General features: G+C 67.2%; 27 protein-coding genes. 15 read left to right on the top strand and 12 right to left on the bottom strand.

Annotated elements, in window-relative coordinates:
* Positions 1 to 30: 30 nt before the first annotated feature.
* Positions 31 to 663 (top strand): uracil phosphoribosyltransferase, encoded by a 633-nt coding sequence (gene upp / locus J7U46_RS01075; RefSeq protein ID WP_282822961.1) that lies wholly within the window; start codon positions 31 to 33, stop codon positions 661 to 663.
* Between the two features lie 13 nt (positions 664 to 676).
* On the opposite strand, the gene J7U46_RS01070 is transcribed toward upp, so the two are convergent.
* The 3 genes from J7U46_RS01070 to J7U46_RS01060 are packed head-to-tail and all read right to left on the bottom strand — an operon-like array spanning position 677 to position 2,801.
* Complete coding sequence (locus J7U46_RS01070) at positions 677 to 1,216, bottom strand: chromate transporter (RefSeq protein ID WP_282822960.1); 540 nt, start codon at positions 1,214 to 1,216, stop codon at positions 677 to 679.
* On the bottom strand, positions 1,216 to 1,794 hold the full coding sequence (locus tag J7U46_RS01065; RefSeq protein WP_282822959.1) for a chromate transporter: 579 nt from the start codon (positions 1,792 to 1,794) through the stop codon (positions 1,216 to 1,218). The genes J7U46_RS01070 and J7U46_RS01065 overlap by 1 nt, the downstream gene beginning before the upstream one ends.
* Entirely contained in the window at positions 1,794 to 2,801 is a 1,008-nt protein-coding gene (locus J7U46_RS01060) for a D-2-hydroxyacid dehydrogenase family protein (protein WP_282822958.1), read from the bottom strand. Before J7U46_RS01060 ends, J7U46_RS01065 begins: the two co-directional genes overlap by 1 nt.
* Before the next feature lie 87 nt (positions 2,802 to 2,888).
* On the opposite strand from J7U46_RS01060, the gene J7U46_RS01055 reads away from it, so the two are divergent.
* Complete coding sequence (locus tag J7U46_RS01055) at positions 2,889 to 3,398, top strand: DUF1993 domain-containing protein (protein WP_282822957.1); 510 nt, start codon at positions 2,889 to 2,891, stop codon at positions 3,396 to 3,398.
* A gap of 14 nt (positions 3,399 to 3,412) precedes the next feature.
* Here the strand turns inward: J7U46_RS01055 and J7U46_RS01050 are convergent, their stop codons facing one another.
* Both J7U46_RS01050 and J7U46_RS01045 read right to left on the bottom strand, forming a co-directional pair.
* Positions 3,413 to 3,754, bottom strand: coding sequence for a hypothetical protein (locus J7U46_RS01050; protein ID WP_282822956.1), 342 nt, complete (start codon positions 3,752 to 3,754; stop codon positions 3,413 to 3,415).
* A 4-nt stretch (positions 3,755 to 3,758) separates the two neighbouring features.
* Positions 3,759 to 4,178, bottom strand: coding sequence for a hypothetical protein (locus tag J7U46_RS01045; RefSeq protein ID WP_282822955.1), 420 nt, complete (start codon positions 4,176 to 4,178; stop codon positions 3,759 to 3,761).
* A 321-nt stretch (positions 4,179 to 4,499) separates the two neighbouring features.
* Here J7U46_RS01045 and J7U46_RS01040 point away from each other — a divergent pair, with 321 nt between their 5' ends.
* From J7U46_RS01040 to J7U46_RS00990, 11 genes are all read left to right on the top strand, one after another.
* The gene (locus tag J7U46_RS01040) at positions 4,500 to 6,380 is read left to right on the top strand and encodes an acetylglucosamine transferase (protein WP_282822954.1); all 1,881 of its coding nucleotides are present in this window, start codon (positions 4,500 to 4,502) and stop codon (positions 6,378 to 6,380) included.
* A 25-nt stretch (positions 6,381 to 6,405) separates the two neighbouring features.
* Positions 6,406 to 8,733 (top strand): type I secretion system permease/ATPase, encoded by a 2,328-nt coding sequence (locus J7U46_RS01035; protein WP_282822953.1) that lies wholly within the window; start codon positions 6,406 to 6,408, stop codon positions 8,731 to 8,733.
* A 42-nt stretch (positions 8,734 to 8,775) separates the two neighbouring features.
* Positions 8,776 to 9,978, top strand: a complete 1,203-nt coding sequence (locus tag J7U46_RS01030; protein WP_282822952.1) for an HlyD family type I secretion periplasmic adaptor subunit — start codon at positions 8,776 to 8,778, stop codon at positions 9,976 to 9,978.
* Positions 9,979 to 10,065: 87 nt separating this feature from the next.
* On the top strand, positions 10,066 to 11,403 hold the full coding sequence (locus J7U46_RS01025) for a TolC family protein (protein ID WP_282822951.1): 1,338 nt from the start codon (positions 10,066 to 10,068) through the stop codon (positions 11,401 to 11,403).
* Positions 11,404 to 11,406: 3 nt separating this feature from the next.
* Positions 11,407 to 12,678 (top strand): hypothetical protein, encoded by a 1,272-nt coding sequence (locus J7U46_RS01020; RefSeq protein WP_282822950.1) that lies wholly within the window; start codon positions 11,407 to 11,409, stop codon positions 12,676 to 12,678.
* Positions 12,675 to 13,556, top strand: coding sequence for a glycosyltransferase family 10 (locus J7U46_RS01015; protein WP_282822949.1), 882 nt, complete (start codon positions 12,675 to 12,677; stop codon positions 13,554 to 13,556). The genes J7U46_RS01020 and J7U46_RS01015 overlap by 4 nt, the downstream gene beginning before the upstream one ends.
* A 266-nt stretch (positions 13,557 to 13,822) precedes the next feature.
* A complete protein-coding gene (locus J7U46_RS01010; protein ID WP_282822948.1) occupies positions 13,823 to 14,386 on the top strand; it encodes a DUF4402 domain-containing protein in 564 nt (187 codons plus the stop codon).
* Between the two features lie 139 nt (positions 14,387 to 14,525).
* A complete protein-coding gene (locus tag J7U46_RS01005) occupies positions 14,526 to 14,954 on the top strand; it encodes a hypothetical protein (protein ID WP_282822947.1) in 429 nt (142 codons plus the stop codon).
* A complete protein-coding gene (locus J7U46_RS01000; RefSeq protein ID WP_282822946.1) occupies positions 14,926 to 15,423 on the top strand; it encodes a DUF4402 domain-containing protein in 498 nt (165 codons plus the stop codon). Before J7U46_RS01005 ends, J7U46_RS01000 begins: the two co-directional genes overlap by 29 nt.
* Before the next feature lie 33 nt (positions 15,424 to 15,456).
* On the top strand, positions 15,457 to 16,302 hold the full coding sequence (locus J7U46_RS00995) for a molecular chaperone (RefSeq protein WP_282822945.1): 846 nt from the start codon (positions 15,457 to 15,459) through the stop codon (positions 16,300 to 16,302).
* A gap of 30 nt (positions 16,303 to 16,332) precedes the next feature.
* Positions 16,333 to 19,485 carry a hypothetical protein gene (locus J7U46_RS00990; RefSeq protein WP_282822944.1) on the top strand — a complete coding sequence of 1,051 codons (3,153 nt, stop codon included), beginning with the start codon at positions 16,333 to 16,335 and terminating at the stop codon, positions 19,483 to 19,485.
* On the opposite strand, the gene J7U46_RS00985 is transcribed toward J7U46_RS00990, so the two are convergent.
* Both J7U46_RS00985 and J7U46_RS00980 read right to left on the bottom strand, forming a co-directional pair.
* Entirely contained in the window at positions 19,486 to 20,409 is a 924-nt protein-coding gene (locus tag J7U46_RS00985; protein ID WP_282822943.1) for an ornithine cyclodeaminase family protein, read from the bottom strand.
* 3 nt (positions 20,410 to 20,412) lie between these two features.
* Complete coding sequence (locus tag J7U46_RS00980) at positions 20,413 to 21,210, bottom strand: glycosyltransferase family 2 protein (RefSeq protein WP_282822942.1); 798 nt, start codon at positions 21,208 to 21,210, stop codon at positions 20,413 to 20,415.
* 153 nt (positions 21,211 to 21,363) lie between these two features.
* Between J7U46_RS00980 and J7U46_RS00975 the strand changes: the two genes are divergently transcribed.
* The gene (locus J7U46_RS00975; RefSeq protein WP_282822941.1) at positions 21,364 to 22,083 is read left to right on the top strand and encodes a glycosyltransferase family 2 protein; all 720 of its coding nucleotides are present in this window, start codon (positions 21,364 to 21,366) and stop codon (positions 22,081 to 22,083) included.
* A gap of 17 nt (positions 22,084 to 22,100) precedes the next feature.
* Here J7U46_RS00975 and J7U46_RS00970 read toward each other — a convergent pair whose 3' ends face one another.
* From J7U46_RS00970 to gmd, 5 genes are read right to left on the bottom strand one after another with little or no spacing between them, the layout of a single operon-like run.
* Positions 22,101 to 23,201, bottom strand: coding sequence for a DegT/DnrJ/EryC1/StrS family aminotransferase (locus J7U46_RS00970; protein WP_282822940.1), 1,101 nt, complete (start codon positions 23,199 to 23,201; stop codon positions 22,101 to 22,103).
* 6 nt (positions 23,202 to 23,207) lie between these two features.
* Positions 23,208 to 23,759 (bottom strand): methyltransferase domain-containing protein, encoded by a 552-nt coding sequence (locus J7U46_RS00965; protein WP_282822939.1) that lies wholly within the window; start codon positions 23,757 to 23,759, stop codon positions 23,208 to 23,210.
* A gap of 2 nt (positions 23,760 to 23,761) precedes the next feature.
* Complete coding sequence (locus tag J7U46_RS00960) at positions 23,762 to 24,178, bottom strand: hypothetical protein (RefSeq protein ID WP_282822938.1); 417 nt, start codon at positions 24,176 to 24,178, stop codon at positions 23,762 to 23,764.
* Positions 24,179 to 24,183: 5 nt separating this feature from the next.
* Positions 24,184 to 25,098, bottom strand: a complete 915-nt coding sequence (locus J7U46_RS00955; RefSeq protein WP_282822937.1) for an NAD-dependent epimerase/dehydratase family protein — start codon at positions 25,096 to 25,098, stop codon at positions 24,184 to 24,186.
* The gene (gene gmd / locus J7U46_RS00950) at positions 25,095 to 26,129 is read right to left on the bottom strand and encodes a GDP-mannose 4,6-dehydratase (protein ID WP_282822936.1); all 1,035 of its coding nucleotides are present in this window, start codon (positions 26,127 to 26,129) and stop codon (positions 25,095 to 25,097) included. The genes J7U46_RS00955 and gmd overlap by 4 nt, the downstream gene beginning before the upstream one ends.
* Before the next feature lie 200 nt (positions 26,130 to 26,329).
* Between gmd and J7U46_RS00945 the strand changes: the two genes are divergently transcribed.
* Positions 26,330 to 26,953 (top strand): hypothetical protein, encoded by a 624-nt coding sequence (locus J7U46_RS00945; protein WP_282822935.1) that lies wholly within the window; start codon positions 26,330 to 26,332, stop codon positions 26,951 to 26,953.
* Positions 26,954 to 26,963 lie beyond the last annotated feature (10 nt).

Below are 26,963 nucleotides of genomic sequence, written 5' to 3'. Positions count from 1 at the left end.
CACCTCACACCCCAAAAAGAAGTACAGACCATGGCCGTCATCGAAGTCAAACATCCGCTCGTCAAGCACAAGATCGGCCTGATGCGCGAGGCCGACATCTCGACCAAGAAGTTCCGTGAACTGACCGGCGAAGTCGCCCGGCTGCTGGCCTACGAGGCCACGGCCGACTTCCCGCTGGAGAAGACGACGCTGGAATGCTGGAGCGGCCCGACCGAGGTCGACCAGATCGCCGGCCGCAAGGTCACGGTCGTGCCCATCCTGCGTGCCGGCCTCGGCATGCTGGACGGTGTGCTGGACATGATGCCCAACGCCAAAGTCAGCGTCGTCGGCCTCGCGCGCGACCATGAGACGCTGCAGCCGGTGCATTACTTCGAGCGCTTTGTCGGCCAGCTGGATGAGCGTACCGCGCTGATCGTGGACCCCATGCTGGCCACGGCCGGCTCGATGATTGCGACCATTGACCTCCTGAAGCGCCGTGGCGCCAAGGACATCCGCGCCCTGGTGCTGGTGGCTGCACCCGAGGGCGTGACGGCCCTGACCAAGGCCCACCCCGATGTGCGCTGCTGGACGGCCGCCATCGACAGCCATCTGAACGAACAGGGCTACATCATCCCGGGCCTGGGCGACGCCGGCGACAAGATCTTCGGCACCAAGGAAGGCTGAGGCTTGGGCGGGGTCAGACCCAGCCCAAGGCACCCGCCACGCCGCCGCCCAGCACCATCCACACCAGGCTCAGCCTGGTGCGCAGCGTCAGCGCCACGGTGACGGCGATCAGCACCAGGGTGCCGAGGCGGTGCTCGGCCACCGCCAGGTAGGGCTGGGCCAGCAGCCAGCCGGTGGCGATGATGAGGCCCAGGGTCAAGGGCGCCATGCCGGTGCTGAAGGCCTGGACGGCGGTGCGCTCGCGGTTGTCGCGGGCCCAGCGGGTGGCGAACAGCACCAGGGTGGTGGAGGGCAGCATGATGCCGGCCATCGCCGCGGCAGCGCCGGCAGCGCCGGCGATGTTCCAGCCGAGCACGGCCACGAAGAGGATGTTGGGCCCGGGCGCGGCCTGGGCCAGGGCGATGGAGCTGGTGAACGTGGTGTCGCTCATCCAGTGCTGCTCGGTCACCAGATAACGGTGCATCTCGGGTGCCGTGGTGATGGCGCCGCCAATCGCCAGCAGCGAGAGCGCCAGGAAATGCAGGAACAGCTGCAGCAGGTCGACCGGCGGCATCAGCGGGCCTCCCTCAGGCGTCGCCAGGCGAGCAGCATGCCGAGGCCACCGAGGCCGAGCACGGCCCAGATCAGCGGCCAGCGCAGCACCGCGATGGCCACCACGCTGGCGGCCGCCAGCAGCGAACCAGCCACGCGACCCATGGGATTGCCTCGCAGGCTGCCGAGCAGCTTGAGGCCGGTGGCGAGGATCAGCCCGGCAGCCACGGCGCCCATGCCGCGCAGCGCGCCGGCCATGGCCGGATGGGCCAGCAGCTGCTCGGACACCGCCGCCAGACTCAGCACGATGACGCAAGGCAGGGCGAACATGCCGGCCAGGGCCGCGAAGGCGCCGCGCAGGCCGAAGAAGCGGTCGCCGATCATCAGCGAGATATTGACCACGTTGGGCCCCGGCAGCACCTGGGCGATGGCCAGCAGCTCGATGAACTCGGCCTTGCTCAGCCAGCCGCGCTTCTCGACCAGCTCGCGCTGGGCCACGGCCAGCACGCCGCCGAAGCCCTGCAACGCGAGCCAGGTGAAGGCCCAGAACAGCGCCGCTGGCCCCTGGGGCCTCGGTCTTTCGGCAGTGCCGTCGGCCATCAGCGCAGGACCTTCAGCGCCTCGGGATTGACGATGTGGGTGGGCTCGCCCTTGACGAAGTTCAGCACGTTGTCGAAGGCGGCATCGAAGTAGAGCTCGTAGCTGTCCTGCTCCACATAGCCGATGTGCGGCGTGCAGACCGCGTTTTCCAGGCGCAACAGCGGATGGCCTTGAAGGATGGGCTCGCTCTCGAACACGTCGATGGCGGCCATGCCGGGCCGGCCCCGGTTCAGCGCCGAGACGAGGGCGCTCTCGGCCAGCAGCTCGGCCCGCGAGGTGTTGACGAAGAGCGAGGTCGGCTTCATGCGCGAGAGGTCTTCCAGCGTGACCAGGCCCCGTGTGGCTTCGACCAGACGCAGATGCAGACTCAGCACATCGCACTGCTCGAAGAAGGCCTCGCGGCTCTCGGCGGCCTGGTGGCCGTCGGCGCTGGCCTTCAGGCGCGAGGCTTCGCTGCCCCAGACCTGCACCTGCATGCCGAAGGCGCGGCCATAGCCGGCCACCATCTCGCCGATCTTGCCGTATCCCCAGACGCCCAGGGTCTTGCCGCGCAGCTGCATGCCGATGCCGAAGTTCGCGGGCATCGAGGCCGACTTCAAGCCGGCCTGCTGCCAGGCGCCATGCTTCAGATTGCCGATGTACTGCGGCAGCCGCCGCATCGAGGCCATGATCAAGGCCCAGGTCAGCTCGGCCGGCGCTACCGGCGAGCCTACGCCTTCGGCCACGGCGATGCCAAGGCGGGTGCAGGCCTCGACGTCGATGTGCGGGCCGACGCGGCCGGTCTGCGAAATCAGCTTGAGCTTGGGCAGCTTCTCCAGCAGCTGGCGCGGGAACTGCGTTCGCTCGCGCACCGCCACCAGCACCTCGGCATCGCGCAGCCGCACAGACAACTGGCCTATGCCCTTGACTGTGTTGGTGAAGACCTTGGCTTGCAGATGGTCCAGCTTGGCGGCGCAGCGCAGCTTGCGTACGGCGTCCTGGTAGTCGTCGAGGATGATGATGTTCATGGCGGGGCCGGGCCATTGTGCCCGACCCTCACCCAGCGAAGACTCAGGCAAATCGCTAGCATCGGCGTCTTTCGTAAGGAGACTGCGATGACAATTTCCATGCATTCGGCCAGCGCGCCAATCTTCGCCAAGACGCTGTCCAACATGCTGCAGTGGCTGGAGGCTGCGAAGCAGAATGCGGAGGCCAAGAAGTTCGATACGGCGGTCTACCTCGGCCTGCGCCTCGCGCCCGACATGCTGCCCTTCACCCGCCAGATCCAGATCTGCAGCGATGCGGCCAAGGGCTGTGTCGGCCGCCTCGCCGGCCAGGAGCTGCCGCGCTGGGAAGACAACGAGGCGACGCTGGAGGAACTCGCCGCACGCATTCGCAAGACGATTGACTACGTGCAGTCGGTGCCGGCCTCAGCCATGGAAGGCAGCGAAGAACGCTCCATCGAGATTCCGCGCCGCAGCGGCGAGCCCTTGAAGTTCCGGGGCGAGGACTATCTGCGCCAGTACGCGCTGCCCAATTTCTTCTTCCATGCCACGACGACCTATGCGCTCCTGCGCCACGCGGGCGTGGAACTGGGCAAGGCGGACTTTCTCGGCAGAGGCTGAGCCCTGACGGGCTCTCAGCTGCGGGACTGGTGGCGCGGAAAGGCCCGCGCCATGGCCAGTTCGAGGTCGGCCCGGTAGACCAGGGCCAGCTCGCAATGCTCGGGCAGGGCGGCGAGCAGGGTGCTGCGCAGCATCCACAGCTCGATGGGTTCGCAGGCCTGGCGCACCTGGCGCTGCAGCTCGGCGCCTTGAGCGCCTGGCACCTCGGCGGCGATGCGGGTGCAGACCAGCTTCAGCTCGACAAAGCTCTGGCGCATGCGGCTGCTGCGGTTGCGGCGTTCGCCGAGGCCGCTCAGGGAGGCAAACGCCCAGGGCGGTGGGAAGTCGGGAATTTCGCGCAGGGTCAGGGTCAGCATGATCTCAATGCCCCCGGCGGCCGCTGGCGGGCTCGAAAAAACGGTCGAGCTGGGCCAGGCGGCGCTCGGCCTCGTACTGGCTGTGGCTGCGGGCCACTTCGGTATAGACGGCGGTGCGCAAATGCCACAGATCGCGCAGCGTGCGGCTGCGGCGGATGGCGGTTTGCAGCGGCTCTGCTAACTCGCTTTGCACGTCGGTGAGGCCGCGCAGGAACTCGGCGCGGGCGCGCACCAGGTGGTTGCGACCACCGCGAGGCTCGGGCTTTTGCTGCCCCCAGGGGTCGGCTTCGCCGGGGATCAGGCGCAGCAGGCTCTGGAACAGCGAATCGACGCTGTTGCCCGAGCGCGCCGTAGCGACAGGTGCTGTGGGCAGGTCGCCGGGGAGGGCGCTGCGGGTCCAACGACTAAAGAATGCGTTCAGCATGGCTTTGTTCTGTCAGGGTGGCCAGGCCTCCTCCGGCCCGGTCTTCTCTTGATTCTGAGCATCAGGAGTCAGCTCTAATGCCTTGATTAGGCAGGATATTCCGGTTCTGTTTCCACCCAATTCGGCTGTAGGAAGATTTCCTACAGATAAACCCTAGATGACGCCGGCCGTGAATAGATGCGCTTTCGGGCGCCTAATCCAGGGCTCGTGCAGGCGGCCGGGCTTCTAACATCGGGCGAGCCCAAATGGAGGCCGCTGTCAGGGCGGCTGCTCTTGCCCATGGACCTTTCATCGCCCCCTGCGAAGACGCTTGCCCAAGCCGTGAACGCCGCACCCGTCCCCGCCCCGGTCGACATCCCCCGAGCCGAGCCCGCCGTCCTCGCCGTGTTGCAGCGTGCCCGCCTGGGCGGCTTCCAGCTCGGGGAGCTGCTGGCGCTGGCCCAGCAATGGCAGCAGCAGGGCCGCACCGAGGCGCTGTTGCTGCTTTACCAAAACTGGGTAATGGGCGCGCCCTCGGCTTACCGCCATGTGGCCTGTTTCAACTGGGGTTCGCTGCTCGGCGACCTGCGCCGCCATGCCGAGGCCGAGAAGGTCTATCGCCTGGCCCTATCCGTCAATCCCCGTTTCGCCCAGGCGCGCCTGAACCTGGGCCACCAGCTCGAACACCTGGGCCGACCCGAGGACGCGCTGACCGAATGGCGTGAGGTCTATGAAGCCGAGAGCTTCGAGGCCGTGGGTGCGGACCCGCTGGACCTGCGCCTGCATGCGATCAACAACGCCGCGCGCCTGCTCGAGACCGAGCGCCGCTATGGCGAATCACAGGCCCTGATGCGCCGCAGCCTGGAGCTGAAGGCCGACCAGAGCGACGTGCAGCAGCACTATGTGCACATCCGCCAGAAGCAGTGCGACTGGCCCGTTTACCAGCCGGTGGGCGAGGTCACGCACAACCAGTTGCTGGTCAACACCTCGCTGCTGGCCACGCTCAGCGCCACCGACGACCCGGCCGTACAGCTGATGGCGGCCCAGCGCTTCGTCCATGAGAAGGTGGTCAAGTACAAGGGCCCGGCCTTCCATTTGGAGGCCTCGGGCAAGCAGCGCCGCGCTGGCAAGATCAAGATTGGCTACCTCTCGGGCGACCTGCGCATGCATGCGGTGGGCTTGCTTACGCCCGAGCTGTTCGAGCTGCACGACCGTGAGCGCTTCGAGGTCCATGCCCTGTGCTGGAGCATCGACGACGGCACGGCCCAGCAAGCCCGCATCCGCAAGGCCATGGACAAGCGCCTGCCGCTGGCCGGTGTCGACGACATCACGGCGGCGCGCCTGATTGCCGAGGCTGGCATCGACGTGATCGTCGACCTGCAGGGCCTGACCAGCGGCGCTCGCCCCAACATCCTCGCCTACCGGCCGGCGCCCATCCAGGCCAGTTACCTCGGGCTGCCCGCCACCTCGGCCATCCCGGGCGTGGACTGGATCATTGCCGACCGCTTCACGATGCCGCCGGAGTACCTGCCGTACTGCACCGAGAAGCCGCTCTACGTGCCGCATTGCTACCAGGTCAGCGACCGCCAGCGCGAGGTCGGACCGCTGCCCACTCGCGCCCAGTACGGCCTGCCGGAAGACGCCTTCGTCTACGCGACTTTCAACAACAACCACAAGTTCAACGAAGAGACCTTCTCGGCCTGGATGCGCACCCTGCATGCCGTGCCCGGTAGCGTGTTGTGGCTGCTGGCCGACAACGAATGGGCGCAGGCCAACATGCTGCGTGTGGCGGCCGAGAACGAGGTGGCGGCGGAGCGCCTGATCTTCGCGCCGCGCGTGGCGCCGCCGGAGTACCTGGCTCGCTTCACGCTCGCCGACCTGGTGCTCGATACCTTCCCCTACAACGCCGGCACGACGGCCAGTGATTGCCTCTGGATGGGCACGCCGATGCTGACCCGTTCGGGCCGCAGCTACATCTCGCGCATGTGCGGCAGCTTGCTCACCAGTGTCGGCCTGCCGGACCTGGTGACCTTCTCTCTGGAAGAATACGAGCAGCGCGCCATCCAGATCGGCCGCAACCCGGCGCGAGCCGCCTCCTACAAGCGCTTCCTCGCGGAGCAGGGGCGTTCGTCCAAATTGTTTGACATTCCGGGCCTGGTGCGCGATCTTGAGGTCGAGTTCGAACGCCTGGCCCTGGCCGCCCGCCAGCGCCAGCCCGGCTGAGAGAGATTTGTAGGACCGATTCACCGTGCCGCAGCGCCACGACCCCTTCTTCGACGGACCCGGCAAGGGCGCCGGCGGCCTTTACCTGGCCGCCGACGGCTCCACGCCGCCGCCTGCCGCTGATCCTCCCGCGCTCGACGCTGGCGCCGCCGAGTTGGGTGATCCGCTGCTGCAGGCCCTGGTCTGGCTGACCCAGCATCATGGCAAACCGCGCTCGGCCGCATCGCTGCGCGCGGGCGCTGCCTTCAACGGCGTGCTGGCTCCCGACCAGGCCATGCGCATGATGCGCGAGGCCGGCTATGAGGCTGGCCTGCTGCGCCGCTCCATCCCTGAGATCAGCCCGCTGGTGCTGCCGGCCGTGCTGCTGCTGAATGGTGGCGATGCCTGCGTGCTGGTACGCAAGGGGGAGGGTGGCGAGTTCGATGTGGTCTTTCCTGGGCCCGAGCCCAAGATCTGCCGCGTCACGGCGGCCGACCTGGAGAGCGAGTACGGCGGCTTCGTCATGCTGGTCACGCCGCAGGAGCAGCCGCAGGCCAATGCCCGCAACAGCCTCTTGCTGCGCGACAGCGGCAGCCACTGGCTGTGGGGCACGCTCAAGCGCTTCATTCCCTACTACCGCGGCGCCATGCTGGCGGCCCTGCTCAGCAATGTGCTGATGCTGGCCTCGGGCATCGTCACCTCGGTGGTCTACGACAAGGTGATCCCGCACCACGACGCCATGGCCACGCTATGGACGCTAGCGATTGGCGCGGGCCTCGCCCTGCTGTTCGACCTGTTCGCCCGCCAGTTGCGCGCGCACTTGATCGACCTGGCCGGCCGCAAGGCCGACCTGATCATCGGCTCCAAGCTGTTCAAGCAGACCCTCGGTGTGCGCATGGAGCACAAGCCGGCCTCGGCCGGCAGCTATGCGCACTACCTTGGCCAGATCGAGGTGGTGCGCGACTTCTTCACCTCGGCCAGCATGTCGGTGGTGTCGGACCTGCCCTTCATCCTCGTCTTCGTGGCGATGACCTTCGTGATCGGCGGCCCGCTGGGTTGGGTGGTGGCGGGGGCGGTGCCGCTGCTGATCTGCCTGACCCTGGGCATGCAGGCCTACCTGCGCCGCGCGGTGCGCACCAATATGGCCGAGCAGGCCGAGCTGCAGGGCTCCCTGGTCGAGGTGATCGAAGGCCTGGAAGACCTCAAGACCTCGGGCGCCGAAGGCCGCTTCCAGCATCGCTACGAGGTCAGCAATGCCGTGGCCGCGGAGTCCGGCCTGCGCATGCGGGCGATGCATGCGATGTCCAGCAATCTGACGATGACGCTGCAGCAGGCGATCACCCTCGTCATGCTGGTCTGGGGCGTCTACCTGATCCAGGACAAGACCATCTCTTCGGGCGCCCTGATCGGCGCCATCATGTTCGCCGGCCGCGCCATTGCGCCGCTGGGGAGCGTGGTGAGCCTGGCAGCGCGCTACCAGAGCGCCCGTGCCGCCATGCAGTCCATCGACGACATGATGAGCCGCCCGGTCGAGCGCGAGTCCGACAAGAACTATGTGCCGCTGTCCAGCTTCACGGGCCGGCTGGGCCTGCGCGAAGTCGGCTTTGCCTATCCGCCCACTGGCGCCACGCCCTCGCCCAAGGTGCTGAAGAGCGTGACCATGCGCATCGAGGCCGGCGAGCGCATCGCCGTGCTGGGCCGCATCGGCAGTGGCAAGTCCACCGTGCTGCGTCTGCTGGCGGGCCTGTACCAGCCGACCGAGGGCATGGTCGACGTGGACGGCATCGACCTGCGCCAGATCGACCCGGCCGAGTTCCGGAGCCGCGTCGGCTTCGTTTCGCAAGAGCCGCGCCTGTTCCATGGCACGCTGCGCGAGAACGTCTCCATGGGCCGCGCCGAGATCGACTCGGCCCGTCTCGTTGAAGTGGCCCGGCTGACCGGCCTGGACCGCGTGATCGCCGGCCATCCGCAGGGCTGGGACCTGCCGGTCGGCGAGATGGGTGGCCTGCTCTCGGGCGGCCAGCGCCAGATGGTGGCCCTGGCCCGTGCCTTGGTGAACAAGCCCCAGCTGCTCCTGATGGACGAGCCCACCAGCTCGATGGATGCGCAGAGCGAGATCGCCTTCCTGCGCCAACTGCGCGACGCCACACAGGGCTGCACGCTGATCGTGGTGACGCACCGCCCTGCGGTGCTGGAGCTGGTGACGCGCATCGTCGTGATGGATGCTGGCAAGCTGGTGCTCGATGGTCCGCGCGACCAGGTGTTGGCGGCGCTCTCGGGCGTGCGTCCGACGCAGCCTGATCAGGCTGCCGCACAGTCGAATCTTCACATGCACCCGTCCGCACAGCCCGTGCAGCGCTCACCGTCGGTGTGAGCACCTTTCCTTTTCCGATGACCCAGAGCGAAGAAGGTGGCCATGGCCGCGCAGCGTGAGGAAGGCCTGTTCATCAGCAGCCTGGCGGCCGCCCAGGTCGATGAGCCCTTGCCCCGCGTGATGTGGGCGCTCTACCTGCTGCTGGCCGTGGTGGCCACGGCGATTGCCTGGGCGTCGTTCGCCCAGGTCGACCAGATCAGCCGCAATGAGGGCCGCGTCGTGCCCGACGGCCGCGAACAGGTGATTGCCAGCCTGGAGGCCGGCATCCTGCGCGAACTGCTGGTGCGCGAAGGCCAGCAAGTCGAGGCCGGCCAGGAGCTGGCGCGGCTGGACCCGACCCGCTTCGAGGCGCAGCAGAACGAAGGCCAGGTTCGCTACGTCGCGCTGCGTGCCACGCAGGCGCGTCTGCTGGCCGAATCCAGCGGCGGCAGGCTCAGCTTTCCGCCCGAGGTGCAGGCCCAGCCCAGCCTGGTGCAGGCCGAGACGCAGGCCTTCCAGGCCCGTCAGCGCCTGCTGGAAGAGGCGCTCTCCACCATGGACCGCAGCATCGCCTTGCTGGTGAAGGAGCAGGGCGTTTCGCAGCAGATGGCGGCCAAGGGCTTGATGAGCGACGTGGAGGTGATGCGCCTCACCCGCCAGGTCAACGAGTTGCGCCAGCAGCGCAGTGAGCGGCTGGGGCGTTTCCGCCAGGAGGCGGCCTCTGAACTCGTGAAGCTGCAAAGCGACCTCGGCATGCTGGACGAGCAGCAGGTCGTGCGCAAGGACGCGCTCACGCGTACGGTGCTGCGCTCGCCGGTCAAGGGCGTGGTCAAGAACATCCGCGCCAACACGATTGGCGGCATCGTCACCAGCGGCTCGGCCGTGATGGAGATCGTGCCGCTCGGCGCCCGCTTGCTGATCGAGGCCCGCATCCCGCCCAAGGAGGTCGGTTTCGTCCATGTGGGCCAGGAGGCCGTGATCAAGCTGGCCGGCTACGACTTCAATAACCTCGGCGGCCTGGAAGGCAAGGTCGAGCAGATCAGCCCGGACGCCATCGTCGACGGCGAGAAGGTGGCCGGCGGCGAGAGCCGCTTCTACCGTGCCCTGATCAGCGCCGAACGCAAGGGCCTGAAGTACAAGGGCGAAGACCTGCCAGTGATTCCTGGCATGACGGCCAATGTCGAGATCAAGACCGGCCAGCGCTCGGTGCTGCAGTACCTGCTGCAACCGATGATGAAGTCGCGCGACGCGCTCAAGGAGCGTTGAAGCCCTGACGCTTCGCGGCCGATAAACGCCCGCTGCGCGGCGCTGTTCCGGCCTTTGAGAGCCGCTCATCCGTGATGAAGTAGCGGCATGTCAAGATTTCCCCTGGCCTTGCTCGCCTGCCTGCCCTTGCTGGCCCTCACGCCGGCGGCTGCGCAGCGTGGCTGCAACGAAGACGAGGCCGGCCCTTCGGGCAGCGGCCGCGATGCCTCGATGCTCGAGACGAGCGGTGTGGACCCGCGCGCCCAGATCCTCGAACTGGTCGAGCGCGCCATGCAGCGCAGCCAATCCATGGGTGCCATCACTTTGCTCGCCCAGGCCGCGCGCGCCGACTGGGAAGAGGCCAAGGACGCCGGCAAGCCGCGCGTCACGGCCGATGGCTATGCCAACCACCTCGGCAGCATCAACAACGGCATCCTGGATCGCAAGGGTTTCCAGGGCCGCATCGGCCTGACCGCTACCGCGCCGATCTTCGACTTCGGCCGCGTGGCCCAGACCACGGCCTGGCGCACCCAACTGGCCGAGAGTGCCCGTCAGGGCATGATCAGCAGCGAACAGCAGCTGGCCTTGAATACCGTTTCGCTGGCCCTGGACCGCAGCCGCTATGTGTTGCAGGCCCAGGTCTATGGCCAGTACGTGCGCAAGATGGCCTGCCTCGTCGATGCGCTGGAAATCATCACCAAGGCCGACCGAGGCCGCGCCAGCGAACTGGTGCAGGCGCAGAAGAGCCAGCAGCAGGCCGAAATGGCCGTCGAGCAGACCATGTCGGCACTGCGCCAGACCGAGATCCGCCTGAAGCGCTTTGTTGGCGAGCCGCTGCCGCCCAGTGCCAGCTATTCCAACCTGCTGACCAATATTCCCGACCTGGCCGAGATCCAGCGCGATGCGCGCAGCGCCGCCGACATCATCCAGCTCGAGGCCCAGGAGCGCGCCCAGGCCCGCTACGCCGAGGTGGTGGCGGCCAACAACAAGCCGCTGATCAGCGCGGCCGTCAATACCGGCGCCCTCGCGGGCCTCAGCAAGGGCCAGGAATGGAGCGCGGGTGTCAACGTCAGCATCCCCATCCTCTCGCCGGGTGCCGATGCCGGCGTCGACGCGGCCCGCAAGCGCGCGGCCGCCGCCCGGCTGCAGCGCGAGGATGCCGTGGAATCACGTCTCTATCGCGCTGCTGACATGTACGAATCCGCCAGCTCGGCCTTCGACCGCGCCCGCCGCGTGGTCGAGATCCTTCGCAACAGCGACCGCGTGCGCGCCTCGACGCTGCAGCAATGGCAGCAACTGGGCCGGCGATCGCTGTTCGACGTGATGGGTTCGGAAGCCGAGTACTACTCCCTGCGCGTGGCCCATGTGAACGCCATCTACGATGGCCAGCAGGCAGTGGCGCTGCTATGGTCTCTGGGCCGTGGCGTGATGACGCCATTGCGCTGAGCCATGAGCATTCAAGATCCCCGCGAACTTCTCACCCCGCTGCGCTTCGACATCAATGCCAAGACCTTGTACGCGCGCCAGCGCGACAAGGGCGTGGCTTGCGTCTGGAACCAGGCGCTGTACCTGGAGCATCTGAAGGTCTGGAACGGCTTCTTCGAGGCTGAGCCGCGCAAGAGCGGGCCGCATGACTTCATGAATGCCTTCAATGCCTTGCTGGATTCGGTCAAGGCCGAGGGCTGGCGCGCCGACGCGCCGCCGGTGCCGTTGAAAGAGGGCTCGCCCTACAACGGCGCGCACCGCGTCGCGGCAGCCATCACCTACGGCCATCTGCCCGCCACGACGGACCAGATCACCAGCGGAAGGGCGCAGTGCGACTGGACCTTCTTCCGCGACAAGACCGACATCGTGCCCAACGGCCTTTTGCCGATGTTCAGCGACGCCATGGCGCTCGAGTACATCCGCCACAAGCGCAAGGTCCACACGGTCTCGCTGTTCGGCGCCGACCGCATTGACTGCGCAGCGGCCGAGGCGCTGCTGTCGCGCTTTGCGACCATCGTCTATGCGAAAACGGTGCAGCTCAGCGAGCTCGGCAAGTTCAACTACATGCTGCAGCTGTACGAGAACGAGCCCTGGATAGGCACGGCCGAGAACGGCCATGCTGGACTGCATTTCAAGAAGCAGGCCTGCTTCGGTGATTCGGGTGCCGTGCGCGTCTACCTGATCGAGGCTGAGGGCCTCGAGCCGCTGATCGAGTGCAAGCGCCTGATACGCGCCCACTACGGCCGCGAGAACCACTCGGTCCACATCAATGACAGCTGGCGCGAGACCTGGGAGATCGCCAGCGCGGTCTTCCACGGCAACAGTCTGGCCTTCCTGAACCAGGGCCGGCCGCTCTCGCAGCCGCGCTTCAACGCCTGGTTCCAGCTCTACCGCGACTGGGTGATGCAGAGCCAGGATGTGGAGGACCTCTGCGTGGTCTCGAGTGCCGTGCTGGCGGCCTACGGTCTGCGCGATTGCCGTGACCTCGATTTCTTGAGCCACGCCGAGCCGCCGCCGGCCACGCCGCATCCGGGCCTCGGTTGCCATAACAAGGAAATCGAGCACTACGGCGTGCACCGCGACGAGATCATCTACAACCCGCAGCACCACTTCTACCACCGCGGCCTGAAGTTCTGCACGCTGAACGTGGTCAAGGTGATGAAGTGGAAACGGCGCGAGCCCAAGGACCTGGCGGACCTGCAGCTCATCCTGGAATTCGAAGGCAGCAAGGCATGACGACGATGAAGAAGGTGGCCTTTGTGGGCGGCTGGGGCGAGAGCCCGCAAAGCATGTTGCAGCGCTATGCCATGCAGACGCCAGGCAACCGCGGCATCTGGGGCGATCTGGTCGGCATTCCCGACCCGCGCCAGGCCGACCTGATCGTGGTGATGGACCGCACGCCGCGCGACTGGGACCTGGACAAGCTCGACTTTTCCAAGGTCATCTACTTCGAGCGCGAGCCGCACCAGGAGCCGTGGCTGAGCCGCCAGTTCCCGTCGAACATGCTGTTCGACGGCAGCTACACCAAGTGCCACAACGTGCCGACCTGGTGGATCAGCGTGCCCTTCGATCAGCTGGTGGCCATGCCCTACCAGGCCAAGACCAAGCGGTTGTCATGCGTCAACAGCGGCATGTACAGCCAGGTGCTGGAGCACCGGCTGCGCGTCGAATTCCTGGCGCGCTTCACCCGCGAATATCCGCACATCGATATCTGGGGGCGCGGCATCGACAAGTTCATCAACCCGGCCACATTCCGGGGCGAGCTGAACTACAACGGCAACTGCAAATTGCGCGGCTTCATCGACCATGAATATGCGCTGGTGCTCGAAAACGTGCGCCTGCCCAATACCTGGAGCGAGAAGATCTGCGACCCGCTGTTGTCCTGGACCGTGCCCATCTACTGGGGCGCCAGCAATATCGACTATTTCTTCCCGGCCGAATCCTATTTCGCGCTGCCCTGTGACATCACCACCGTGACGCCGGCCATGATCGAGGAGATCCTGGCCCGCCCGGTGAATGTCGATGCCTTGCGCGCCGCGCGCAACGACCTGCTGTTCAAGTGGAATATCTGGCCGACCATCCAGCGGATTGCAGACGGTCAGCCGGCCATGTAGGTATCGGTGGCAATTCCTGGCTGTTTTGCTAGCCGATGAGGCGGCGCGGGCCGGTGCTTTTCTTGTGCCCCATCGGGAGATTCAGGTGGCGGACTGTGGCATATGAGGTGAAAACCACTTGAATACTGGCCGGTGGGCGCCGATAAGTTACTGAAGGGCCCTTGCGGGACTACCATCGCCGGCACGGGTGATCTTTGATTCCTATCAAAGTCGTTGGTTCGCGGCCCGCTTGGGTCCGGCCGCCACAGTTTGCAAGGAGACGGCTCATGAAGATGCTTCAGCAACGCCCCCTGCTGCGCCGCACCGCCGCAGCCCTGTTGGCCAGTCTGGGCGGTCTGACGGCCATCCCCGCCGGCGCAGCCGACAACGCCACCGCCAGCGCCACCGCCGTGGTGCTCATTCCGATTGCGGTGAGCAAGTTTGCCGACATGGTGTTCGGCAACCTGGTGGCTGGCAACGACGACGTGACCATCTCCACCAGCGGCGCGCGCACCAAGTCCGGCACCACCGGCCTGCCTTCGGGCGGTTCGGCCCCGGCCGCAGCCCGCTTTGACGTGACCGGCAGCGGTGCCGCCACCTTCTCCATCGACTACACCGGCAGCGACAGCGTGCTGACCAGCGGCTCCGACACCATGGCCATTGCCTGGATCAGCGAGGCCGTGGCCACCTCTGGCGGCGCCACCGGCAAAACCACGACGACGACCGATGCCACCGGCACCCTGAGCTCGGGCGCGGCCTACATCTTCGTCGGCGCCAAGCTGACCGTGGGCTCGACCCAGCCTGCCGGCACCTACACCGGCAGTGTCAAAGTCACGGTCGCCTACAACTGAGCCGGGCCGGCCTCGGCCGGACCTTCAGATGCGTCGTTTGGAGAATACCCATCGCCCCGGGTTTTGCTGGCCGCTGGCCGGCCGGCTGGGCTTGGTCCTTGCCCTGGCGGGCCTGTGCTCGCCCGGCAGTTCGGGACCTTTGCCGACAGGCCGCGCTGGCGCCGCAGCGGCCGTGTCGGCCACCGTGGTCGAACCCATCAACATCAATGGCGTGCTGGGCGGCCTGTTCGGCGTGAGCGAGGTGCTGGCCTTGCAACAGGGGGCGGCCAGCCCCAGCACCGGGTCCGTGCTGATTCGCCTGGTCAATACCGTGCCGGCCGTCGTCAGCTCGGGCGGCGAAGGCGGCTCCACACTGAGCCTGCTGATAGCGGCCGGTCGCAATGCCGATGCGGGCGGCCTGGTCGCCACGCTGAACGGCTTGCTGGCACCGCTGGGTGGCGGCACTTTGCAGCGCGAATTGGTGGCTGCCGTCAGCATGAGCACCGAGGCAGCGAGCCTCACGAACGTGCAGGGCCAGGCGGCCCGCGAAGGGGATGAGCGTGTCGCCATCGTCGTGGCCTTCAACTGAGGCCCGGCGGCGCCGCATCTTCCGGCTGGCGTTTCCCCTGTTCCTGCTGCTTGCGTTCAGCCCGAGCGGCGGCCAGAGCATCAGCTCTTCCATCAACATGTCCTTCGGCAGCTTCTCGGCCGGTGGCGGCGGCACGATCTCGCTCACGGCAGGCGGCGCGCGCACCAAGACCGGCGGCGTGTTGCTGACCAGCCAGGGCGCTCTGCCAGCGGCGGCCCAGTTCACCTTGAGCGGCACACCCAGCGCCAATGTGGTGATCAGCCTGCCGCTGGACGGCACCACCCAGCTCGACGACGGCAGCGGCCATTTCATGGCCTTGAACAGCTTCGTCAGCAGTCCCGGACCGGTGGGCACGCTGTCCGGTGGCGGGACGCTGATGCTGTCCGTCGGCGCGACGCTGACTGTTGGAAATCTGCAAGCACCGGGCAGTTATTCGGGCTTTTTCACCGTGACCATCAACTACGAGTAGCGGCATAGTCCCGACACAGAAATGGATCCACGCATGCATGCCTCCTCACTTTGCCGCTGCCTGGCCGCCAGCCTGCTCCTGCTGCTTTGCAGCCCGGCCGCCTGGGCCGACCTGGTGCTGTTCCCGACCCGCGTGGTGTTCGAGGGCCGCCAGGGGGCGGCGCAGATCGAGCTGATGAACCAGGGCAAGAGCCCCGAGACCTACCGGCTCAACATGGTCAACCGCCGCATGGGCGAGAACGGCGAGTTCATCGCCATAGAAACGCCGGGCCCGGGCGAGCAGTTCGCCGATGCCCTGGTGCGCTTCTCGCCCCGCCAGGTGACGATTGCCCCGGGGGGCTCTCAGGTCGTGCGCCTGCAATTGCGCAAGCCGGCCGACCTGGCGCCTGGCGAGTACCGCTCCCATCTGCAGATCGATCGCGTGGCCGAGGCCAGCGGCAGCAGCAGCGTGGAGTCCGTGGCCCAGCGCGGCGCCAAGGAGATGGGCGTGGTGATCCAGGCCCTGGTGGGTGCCTCCATCCCGGTGATTGTCCGCCACGGCGAACTGCAGGCCACGGTCGGCCTTTCGGAGCTGAGCCTCATCCCGCCGAGCGCTGCCAATCCCGGCGGCATGCTGGCCCTGAAGATGAGCCGCGAGGGCAACCGCTCGGTCTATGGCGACCTGCTCGTGACCCTGACCACGGCCGCCGGCGTCACGCTGGAAGTGGCCAAGGCTGGTGGCGTGGCCGTCTACGCACCGAATGCGGTACGCCGCGCGCGCCTGCCGCTGCAACTGCCGGCCGGCACGCCCATGCCCGGCGGCACGCTCAAGCTGACCTACCGCGAGCGGCCCGAGGCCGGCGGCAAGCTGCTGGCCGAAGCCAGCCTGACCCTGCCCTGAGCCACGGGGCAGGCTTCGGCAGCATCCACGATGAGCCGCCCGCCCGCCCCAAGCCACCGTCTGCTCCTGCTTGCGCTGGCGGCGCTGGCTCTGCCGCCGTCCATCGATGCCGAGGCCAAGCCGGCGCGCAGCAGCCCGCGCCGCATCGAGAAAGCGCCTGCAGCGCCCCCGGTCCAGCTCAAGCCGCTGACGGCGCGCCTCGACGGCCTGCTGCTGAGCCCGCGCATCGACGCCATCCAGAACGGCTACCAGGTGCTGCTGCCGCTCGGAGAGCTGTCGCGCCTGCTGGTGCTCGGCATCACGGTGCGGCCGGAGCAGGGCGTGGCCGGTGGCTTCGTGCTGCAGCCCGACCAGACTTTCTGGCTGAACCTGGCGGAGTCGCGCGTGACGATTGGCGGCCGCCAGCAGAGCTTCGAGCCGCGCATGGCGCAGGTGGTGGGCAATGACATCTATGTCTCGACCCAGCTGCTGTCGCGCTGGCTGCCGGTCGAGCTGGCGGTGAACCTGCCGACCGCCGAGCTGCGCCTGCAGGCCCGCCAGCGCCTGGCCGTGCAGACCCGGCTTGAGCGAGAAGCGCCGCCCCGGCCGCCTGCGCCTGCCGTGACTGCTGCCGCCGCCCCAGCGCCTCGCGCCCTGCGCAAAGCCAGCGAGATGGAGTCCAGCCTGCTGGTGCTGGAGGTGTTGCTGGATGGTCAGCTGCTGTCCGACAGCTTCAGCGCCTACCAGGACGAGCGCCAGGTGCTGCTGCCGTTGGGCGAGCTGTCGCGGTTGCTGACGATGGCCATCAAGGTGCAGCCTGAGCAGGGCAATGCCACTGGCATCGTGCTGCGCGAGGACCGTCCGTTCGCGCTGAATCTGGCGGAGTCGCTGGTCAGCGTGGCCGGGCGCGAGCAGGTGTTCGAACCGCGCATGGCGGTCGTCATCGGCGAGGACATCTATGTCTCGACGCAGCTGCTCTCGCGCTGGCTGCCGCTGGACCTGCGCATGGATTTGCAGACCCTGCAGCTGCACATCAAGCCGCGCGAGAAGCTGCCCTTGCAGGAACGCCTGGAGCGCGAGCGCCAGGCCGCCAGGCTGGCTGGCATCCAGACAACGGAGCGGCCCAACTACCCCTTGCAGAACTCAGCACCGGCACTGGCCGGCGTGCCCTTCATTGACCAGTCGCTCGGAGTGGACGTGCGCCGCAACCCGGCCGGCAGTCAGAGCCGCAGTGCCTACACGGCCTACCTCACCAGCGACCTGCTGGGCATGGAGGGCTCGGCCTACCTGCTGAAGACCAGCGACGTGAACAAGCCCGAGCTGCGCATGACGCTGGCCAGGCACGACCCCGAGGCGCGCCTGCTCGGGCCGCTGCAGGCGCGTTCCTTCGTGGCCGGCAACATCGTGCTGCCAAGCATCCGCAACATCATGCAGGGCGCCTCCAAGGGCAGCGGCATGACGGTCAGCAACCGCTCGCTGGACCAGCCGACGAGCTTCGACCGCCACAGCCTGCGCGGCGACCTGCCGCCCGGCTGGGACGTCACGCTCTACTACAACGACGCGCTGCTGGCCTACCAGACCTCGCGCGCCGATGGCCAGTACGCCTTCGACGACCTGCCGCTGTCCTTCGGCCCGAACGAGTTCCGCCTGGTCTTCCATGGCCCGCTCGGCCAGCTGCGCGTGGAGCGCCAGAGCTTCCTGCTTGACCAGGCCAGCATCAAGCCGGGCGAGTTCTTCTATGCAATGACCCAGCACTACGCCGACAACGGCGATGTGCGCAGCATCGCCCAGGTCGACGTCGGCCTGAGCAAATCGCTGACCGCCAATGCCGGCCTGGTGCGTCGGCCCCGCGGTATTGGCGGCCTGCCGACCGACTATGCCCAGATCGGCCTGCTGGGCTACCTGAACTCGATGATCCTCAGCGGCCAGCTGACCCGCATGCGTGGCGGCTCGCTGGCCGAGTTGGGCTTGAAGACGCGCCTGGGCAAGGTCTCGGTCGACCTGCTGCATGCCCAGGCCCAGCGGCAGTTCGAGAACGACCAGTTCCTGCCCGGCTTCGGCAGCCTGCGCCAGCGCGACCAGCTGAGGCTCAACGGCAGTGTCAAGCCCGACGGTTTTCCGACCCTGGCGCTGACGCTGGATGCGCAGCGCCTCGGACTCTCAGCAGGCCCGGACGACTACCTGCTGGCCGGGCGCGTCTCGACCATCCTGAGCGGCACGGCCTTCTCCAACTACCTGCGCTGGCAGCGCAGTGCCGGCATCGCCGGCACCGATGGCAGCCTGCAGGTCAGCCGCCGCGTGGCCAATGTGGGCCTCAACGCGCAGCTGGCCTACACCGTGCAGCCCACCTCCAAGCTGCAGGCGCTGGCGCTGAGCGCCGACCGCAACATGAGCGACGGCTACCAGATCAACGGCGGCCTCCTGCATGCGCTGGATTCCAACCTGACCCTGGTCTCGGCCGGCGTCAGCAAGAACTTTGGCGAGTTCGGCCTGGCACTCAGCGGCAGCTATTCCAGCCAGCGCGAGCTGGCCGTGGGGCTGCAGCTGTTCATGGCCCTCGGCCGCGATCCGCGCAGCGGCAAGTGGACGCTCGACGGCCAGCCGCTGGCCGGTACCGGCGCGATCTCGGCACGCGCTTTCGTCGACCGCAACATGAACGGCCGGCGCGATGCCGATGAAGAACTGGTGCAGGGCGCCGGTTTCATCCTCAACGGCGGCGGGCGCCATCCCAAGCTCACCGACGCGAATGGCACGGCCTTCCTGGGCCGTCTGCAACCCGGCCGCTACACCGACATCGCCCTCGACCCAGCCACGCTGGAAGACCCGCAATGGAAGCCGCTAACACCCGGTGTGCGCGTGCTGCCAAGGCCCGGCCGCGTCGAGCTGCTGGAGTTCCCGGTGGTCTCGAGCTCGGAGATCGAGGGCACGGTCTACCTGGTCGAGCAGGGCAAGCGCCGCGTGATCGGCGATGCGCAGCTGGAACTGGTCGATGCCAAGGATCAGGTCGTGGCCAGCACCACCAGTTCGGCCGATGGCTACTACCTGTTCCACCAGATCAGCCCCGGCAAGCTGAAGCTGCGCATCAACCGCGACCAAGCGGCCAAGCTGGGGCTTGGCGGCTTGGTGGAGCGTGCTGTCGACGTGCCGGCCAGCGGCGACTTCATCAACGGCCTGGACCTGGAGCTGCGCCTGGTGGGGCGCTGATCAGGGCTGGGCGAAGGCCAGGCACGCGGCGGCCAGATCCTCGAGCCCGGTGCCCACCGACTTGAACACCGTGCGCTGATCCGCCTTGTGCGCCGTCCCTGGGGCGAGCCGGCTGAGCGCCGCCAGGTCGCCGCGCACCGAGGCCGGCGTGATCAGGCCCTCGGCCAGCGGCTGCAGCAGGTCGCCGCTCTTGCACAGGGCTTCATCGGTATCGACCCAGAGTTCGGCGTCGGCAAAGCAGTTTGAATGGGCCTCGCGCATCTGCGGCGTGAAGCCGCCAATCAGGTCCAGGTGGCTGCCAGGCCGGAGCCACCCGGCCTGGATCAAAGGCTCGCGAGCCAGCGTGGCGCAGCTGATGATGTCGGCCTGACGGCAGGCTGCGGCGAGATCGGAAACGGCCTGCGCCTCGATGCCCAGCGCTCGCCAGTGCTCGGCGATCTGCTCGGCCGCCTCCGGTCGGCGTGCCCAAACCTGGATCTCTTCCAGCCCCGGCAAGGCTGCGCGATAGGCCTCGGGCAAGAGCGCTGCGACGCGGCCGCTGCCCACCACCAGGAGCCTGCGCGCCGCGGGGCTCGCCAGGCGCGATGCCGCAAGCGCCGAGGCCGCCGCCGTGCGGCGCGAGGTGATCTCGTTGCCGTCCAGCATGGCCAGAGGCTGGCCGGTCTGCGCATCGAACAAGGTGTAGCTGGAGAACAGCCCCGGCAGGCCGCGATCTGCATTGCCAGGCGCAATGCTGACCGTCTTGATGCCCAGCAGGCCACCGCTCTGCCAGGCCGGCATGATCAGGAGCGTCAGGTCTTGCCCGACCGCATGCTGGTGTCGCTGCGGCACCTCGCAGCCCTCGACGAACAGCTGCCGCAGCGCCTCGATCAGCGCCGGAAAAGGCAGGGCCGCGCGAGTGGCCTCGGCATCGAAATGCCGCATGGCTTAGAACCACTCGATCGGCAGGCTCAGGCCCACGCCGGCCAGCAGGGCCTGGCGCTGCGCCTTCAGCTCCGGCGTCGGCGCCGGCCAGCGGCGGTAGGTGTAGAGGAAGTCGAGGATGACCACGTTGTTGGACGAGGTCTCCTGCGTGCCACGGCGGGTGCCGGGGTTCACATAGTCCTTGTGCATCACCACGCCGGTGCTGGCGAAATGCTGGGGCAGGGCGCGGGCGCAGACGGCAACCAGGAACTCCCAGTCTTCCAGCGAGGCCATGTGGGCGTCGAACGTGATGCCCTCCAGCAGCGAGCGGCGGTAGGCCAACGCGTGGTTGGGAATGAAGTTCTTGACCCAGAGCTGGCTCACGTCCTGGCGGCTGAAGTCCAGCTGCTGGCGCGACAGCGGCGGCATGCCGGCTTGCGTGCGGTCTTCGGTGACGACGGCGCAGTCGGTGAACAGCACGGCTGAGCTGGAGGCCGCGATGGCCGCCTTCAGCGTGGCAAGGTGCTGGGGCTCGAAGCTGTCGTCGTCGTCCAGGAAGACGATCCATTCGCCGCGTGCCTGGGCCATCGCCACATTGCGGCTGGTGGCCGGGCCATTCTTGCCCTGTCGCTTGATGAAGCTGTCCTGCGGCCGCAGCAGTTCGGCCGCCACGGCCGCGCTCTCGGGGTCCCAGGCATCGGCCACGACGATGATCTCGAAGTCCTGGCAGCTTTGTGCCAGCAGCGAGCCCAGCGAGCGGCGCAAGAGCGCCGGCCGCAGGTGGGTGGGCATCAGGACGGAGAAGAAGGGGGGCGTGACCATGCGGCGATGCTAGCGCCGCCGCCTGCAGGCCGATGCCCCGATTTGTACGGGTTTGGCCCGCAGAACTGGGCCACCGGCTGCCCGCAGATGCCCGGATCGTCCGGCCGCTGGCCTTCGTATCATCGGCAAACCCAAGAGACCGAGAAGCCAGCCATGCCGAGCGTTGCCATCGTCATCCCCACTACCGGCGCGCCGCTGGTGCGCCAGGCCATTGAATCGGTGCGAGCGCAGACCCATCCGGACATCCAGCTGCACGTGGTGATCGACGGCCCCGAGTTCGTGGCGGCTTTTCAGGCCTCGACGGCCGGCATGGACCTCACGGGCATTCATGTCACCACGCTGCCCAACAACGTGGGCCGCAACGGCTTCTACGGCCACCGCGTCTATGCGGCCTGGTCGCACCTGGTCAACACCGACTACATCAGCTTCCTCGACCAGGACAACTGGTTCGAGCCCGACCACATCGCCGCCCTGGTGGCCGCCATCGAACGCCATGGCTGGCAATGGGCTTTTGCGCTGCGCCGCGTGGTCAGCGAGGAAGGCCAGTACCTGATCGACGATGAATCGCAGAGTGTCGGGCCCTGGGGCGCCACCGGCCCGCTGAAGCTGGTCGACACCAACTGCTATTGCCTGAAGGTGGACACGGCCCACCGCATCGCCAGCCATTTCCATGGTGGCTGGGGGCAGGACCGGGTGTTCTACACGCAGCTGGCAGCAGCCTTCACGAACTTCGGCTGCTCGGGTCAGTACACGGTCAACTACCGCACCCGGCCCGAACTGCAGCCGCGCGTGCTGGAGCTCTTGCAGCGCGAGAACGCGGCGATGCGGGCGCGCTATCCGCAGGGCTTCCCGTGGATGGCGGCTGCAGCCTGAGCACAGCCGGGCTTGAATCAGCGGCCGTAGAAGCGGCGGATCTCGCTGCAGATGCGCGCGACTTGCGCGTCCGTCAGCTGGATCATGCTGGGCAGCCAGAGGCCATCGCGGCCCACCAGTTCCGAGACCGGATGGCTGCCGGGCAGGGCATAGGCCTTCTGCTGGTTGATCGGCGGATACATGGTGCGCGTGCCGATGCCCGCAAGCTTCAGGTGGGCGGCCAGCTCATCGCGCCGCTCGGCCAGGCAGTCGATGAACCAGGGCGTGCAGAGCTTGAGGTCATGGCCGAACAGCTTGAGCTCGGGGATGCCGGCCAGGCCCTCGGCATAGCGCTGCCAGATCACTTTCTTGCGCACCACGCGCTCCGGCAGCTTCTTCATCTGCGCAATGCCCACGCAGGCCTGCAGCTCGGTGAACTTGAAGTTGTAGCCCACCGAGTCGTGCACGTCGGTGCCGCCGGCGCGTCGTCCGAAGTCCTTCAGGCGGCGCAGCTTTTCGGCGAGTATGTCGTCATCGGTGATCAGGGCGCCGCCCTGGCCGGTGGAGATGATCTTGGGGGCCGAGAACGAGAAGCTGCCGATGGCGCCAGCGCGGCCCACATGCAGGTCGGGCGCGTAGAACGAGCCCAGCGATTGGGCCGAGTCCTCTATCAGCGCGATGCCACGTTCGGCACAGAGCTGCTGGAACGCGCCTATGCCGGCCTTGGGTGCGCGGCCATTGGCCGAGACCAGCATCAGGGCCTTGGTCTTGGGCGTGATAGCGGCGCGGGCCTTCTCGAGGTCCATCACCAGGGTCTCGGGCTCCACGTCGACGAAGACCGGCGTGGCGCCCAGCATCTTCACCGAGTTGGGCGAGGCGATCATCGTGTAGTTCGGGACGATGACCTCGTCACCGGGCCCCACGTCCAGCGCGATGGCGGCCAGCGTGAGGGACACCGTGCCGTTGTTGACCACGATGCAGTGGCGCGCGCCCGTGTAGTGGGCGATCTGCTGCTCGAACAGCTCGGTGCGCTTGAACTCGGTGAAGAAGCCGTCTTCGGTCAGATAGTCGGCCAGCTCGGCCTTTTCTTCCTCGCCGAACAGCGGGCGCATTTGCGGGATGAATTCGGGAGCGGACATGGCGGTTCAGGCTTTTCTGGCTTGGAGATTGAGCGAGAGTAGCAGGCCATGGGCCTTGTCCATGTGCGGAAAATAGGCCTGGGAGTAGTCGTCTATCTGCGCATGCTCGGTCTGGCGCCAATCCCAGTGGCGGATGCTGACGAAGCCGGCCTCATGCATCAGCCGGCCGAGCGTGGCTTCGTCGTAGGCGGTCTTGTGGAACAGCGTGGCGGGGCCGGCCTCAGTACTGATTTCCAGCCGGCCATACAGAGGGCCGAGGATGCGCGAAAGCTCTCCCGTCTGCTGGTAGACCTTGACCAGGGCGGCGATGTCAGGCACGGCCAGCCTCAGGAGGCCGCCGGGCTTGAGCACACGGCGCCATTCGACCAGCGCCTGCTTGGCTTCGAGGGCGTCGAGGTACTCGAAGGCGTGGCTGCAATAGATCATCTCGGCCGCGTCGTCGGCCAGGAAGGGCAAGGGGCTGATGGCCGCCTTGTGATCGATGTGCGGATGGTCGGCGAGATCCACGTGGACGAAGCCCGGGATCACTCGCGGGCCGCATCCCAAATGCAGACGCATGCTCAGGCTTGCTGGAGCCGGCGGCGATCGGCGTCCGCGCCGACGTAGGGGCCATTCTTGATCTCGAGCACCTGGGTGCCATCCTCGAGGATCTCGTAGCCATGGCCACCGCGCAGCAGCACAAGGATGTCGCCGGCGCCGGCTTCCAGTTCGGCCACCTTCTGGTCGTTCGTGTCGAAGACCTCGGCCTTCACGCGGCCCTGGCGGATGTAGAGCACTTCCTGGGTCCACAGCACGGCGCGCGTCACCTCGTTGTGGCTGTGAGCCAGCAACTGCTTGCCCTGGTCGTAGCCCCAGGTGCCGACCTGCTGGTAGTCGCCGTCGGGCGAGAAGAACTTGAGGCCGCCGCCCCAGGCGTCCCCAGCGGGGATGTGGCGGGCGAGGACCAGCTCGCCTTCCTTGATTTCTTGCACAGCCATCGTCTTCAGCTTCCGTGTTCCATGTACCAGGCCACAGTGTCGCGCACGCCTTGCTCAAAATCGCGCGAGGGCGACCAGCCGAGCAGGGCGGCGCCCTTGGTGCCGTCCACCGTCTTGTAGGGCGCGCCATCTTGCTTGCTGGTGTCCAGCACCAGCTCGCCTTGATAGCCGACCACGCGCTTGATCAGCTCGGCCATCTCGATGATGGAGATGCCCTGGCCCACGCCGACATTCACCGGCTGGTTGGTGGCCGGCGCCGCCAGGCCGCGAACCAGGGCCTCGGCGCCATCGTCCACATGCAGCCACTCGCGCACCGGTTTGCCGCTGCCCCAGACGACGACTTGCGGCGTCTGTTTGCGCTTGGCATCAGCGATCTTCATGATCAGCGCGCCCATGGCATGCGAGCGTTCTTCCTCGAAGTGGTCGTCCGGGCCGTACATGTTGGAGAGGATCAGGTTGACCACGTCCAGCCCGTACTGCTGCTGGTAGGCCCAGGACCCAACCCAGGAGGCCTTGCGCACGAAGCCGTAGACCATCACCGAGTCGTGCAGCGGACCATCCCAGAACTCCTCTTCCTTGAAGAGCGTGGCGGCGGCCGGGTAGGCGCAGTTGCTGATCGGGTTGACGATGCGGGTGACGCCTGTCGCCTGGGCGGCGGCCAGCAGGCTCAGCGTCATCAGCAAGTTGTTGTGGAACAGCTCGGCCGGATGCTTGCTGCCGAACTGGATGCCGCCCACGTAGGCGGCGCAGTTGATCACCGCGCTGGGGCGGTGCTCTTCGAAGAAGGCCAGCGTGGCGGCGGCGTCGCGCAGGTCGAGGCCCATGGACTGCGAGGTCCGCATGAAATCGCGGCCCTGCGTGGTCAGCAGTCGGCAGACGCGCTTGCCCAGGAAGCCGGTGGCACCAGTGACCAGGATCACAGCTCGGGCCCTCCGTACTGGTCGTTGTGCAGGTCGTACTGCACCATCTTGCGCACCAGCTCGCGCACGGGGGTCTTGGCGACCCAGCCCAGCTTCTCACGGGCCTTGGCCGGGTTGCCCCAGAGCAGGTCCACCTCGGCCGGGCGGAAGTAGCGCGGGTCGATGGCCACGCGCACCTTGCCGGTCGCGCGGTCTATGCCCTTTTCGTCCACACCGGTGCCGACCCAGTCGAGCTTGACGCCGATCTCGTCGAAGGACATGTCGACGAACTGGCGCACGGTCCAGGTCTCGCCGGTGGCGATCACGTAGTCGTCGGGCTGCTCCTGCTGCATCATCAGCCACATGGCCTCGACGTAGTCGCGGGCATAGCCCCAGTCGCGCTTGGCGTCCATGTTGCCCAGCGTCAGCAGCTCCTGGCGGCCCTGGTGGATCTTGGCCACGGCCTGGGTGATCTTCTTGGTCACGAAGGTCTGGCCGCGGCGCGGCGACTCGTGGTTGAACAGGATGCCGTTGCTGCCGTGCAGGCCGTAGGACTCGCGGTAGTTCACCGTCACCCAATAGGCATAGAGCTTGGCTGCGCCATAGGGCGACTTCGGGTAGAAGGGCGTGGCCTCGCTCTGCGGCGCCGTCTCGGGCAGGCCACCGAACAGCTCGGACGTCGAGGCCTGGTAGAAGCGCGGCTTGATGCCCAGGTCCTTGATCGCGTTGAGCAGGCGGATGGTGCCGAGCGCGTCGACCTCGGCCGTGTATTCGGGCACCTCGAAGCTAACAGCCACATGGGACTGGGCGCCGAGGTTGTAGATCTCGTCCGGCTCGATCTTGGACAGCAGGGTGTGCAGGTTGCTGGAGTCGGTCAGGTCGCCGTGGTAGGTCTTGAAGCGCTCGTGGTCGATGAAGCTGTCCACCCGGTGCGTGGTGAAGACCGAGCTGCGGCGCAGGATGGCGTGGACCTCGTAGCCCTTCTCGAGCAGCAGTTCGGCGAGGTAGGAGCCGTCCTGGCCGGTCACGCCGGTGATGAATGCTTTCTTCATGGGATGTGCTGGCCTCGGTCTGGGATCCAGGGGGAATTGGAGCGCATCTGTCGCCCGGGCAGCGGTCAGAGTGGCGCAGGAATCCCCCCGTATTTTGAGGGTGCGGGCGTCTGGCCCTGATTTGCCGCCGTCTTCGCTGGACCGCGGCGCCCGCGCTGCGGGACACTCGCCGCATCTCGAAAACGCGGGAGACGCTTCCCATGCAACTGCTGAGCCTGGGCTACGACTGCAAGGTGGCCTGGCAGATCCGCCGCCACAGCGGCCAGGACCAAGCCTTCTTCTTCGACTGGCTGATGACGCCGGTCGATGCCTTGTCGGTCCTGCTCGGTCGGGATGAAGACCTGCTGCGCGACGGCCGCTGGGAGCTGATCAAGGACGACTGCTGCCTGCGCGACCTCGATACCGGCCTGATGTTCATGCACGAGTTCCCGTCGGTGCCGGTGGTGGGCGGCGAGCAGTCGCACCGCATCCTGCCGGAGCAGGTGCCGGCCCATCTGCCCATCGCCCGGGCCAAGTTCGCCTACCTGCGCAAGAAGACGCTGGAGCTGATACGTCGCGCCCCGGATCTGTTGATGGTGCGGGCTGACGAGGTAGCCACGCTGGACGAAGCCATGGACATCGCCAACCAGATGCGCCGCCTGCTGCTGCCGATCAACCCGAGGCTGAAGTTCGCCGTCGCCTCGACGCTGATTCCCACCAGCGGTGCGGTGGCCGACACCTTGATCTTCAAGACAGAGGCCGGCGAGGACTGGCGTGGCGGCCATGAGAGCTGGAGCCAACTCTTCCGCACGGCCGAGCAACTGTTTGCGCCGCAGCCCGCCTGAGGCCTGCCAT

It is taken from the genome of Pelomonas sp. V22, from assembly GCF_030014915.1.
GTDB lineage: Bacteria > Pseudomonadota > Gammaproteobacteria > Burkholderiales > Burkholderiaceae_C > JAUASW01.
The sequence above is the reverse complement of the archived record's forward strand: the minus strand, read 5'-3'. Positions and strand labels throughout refer to the sequence as shown.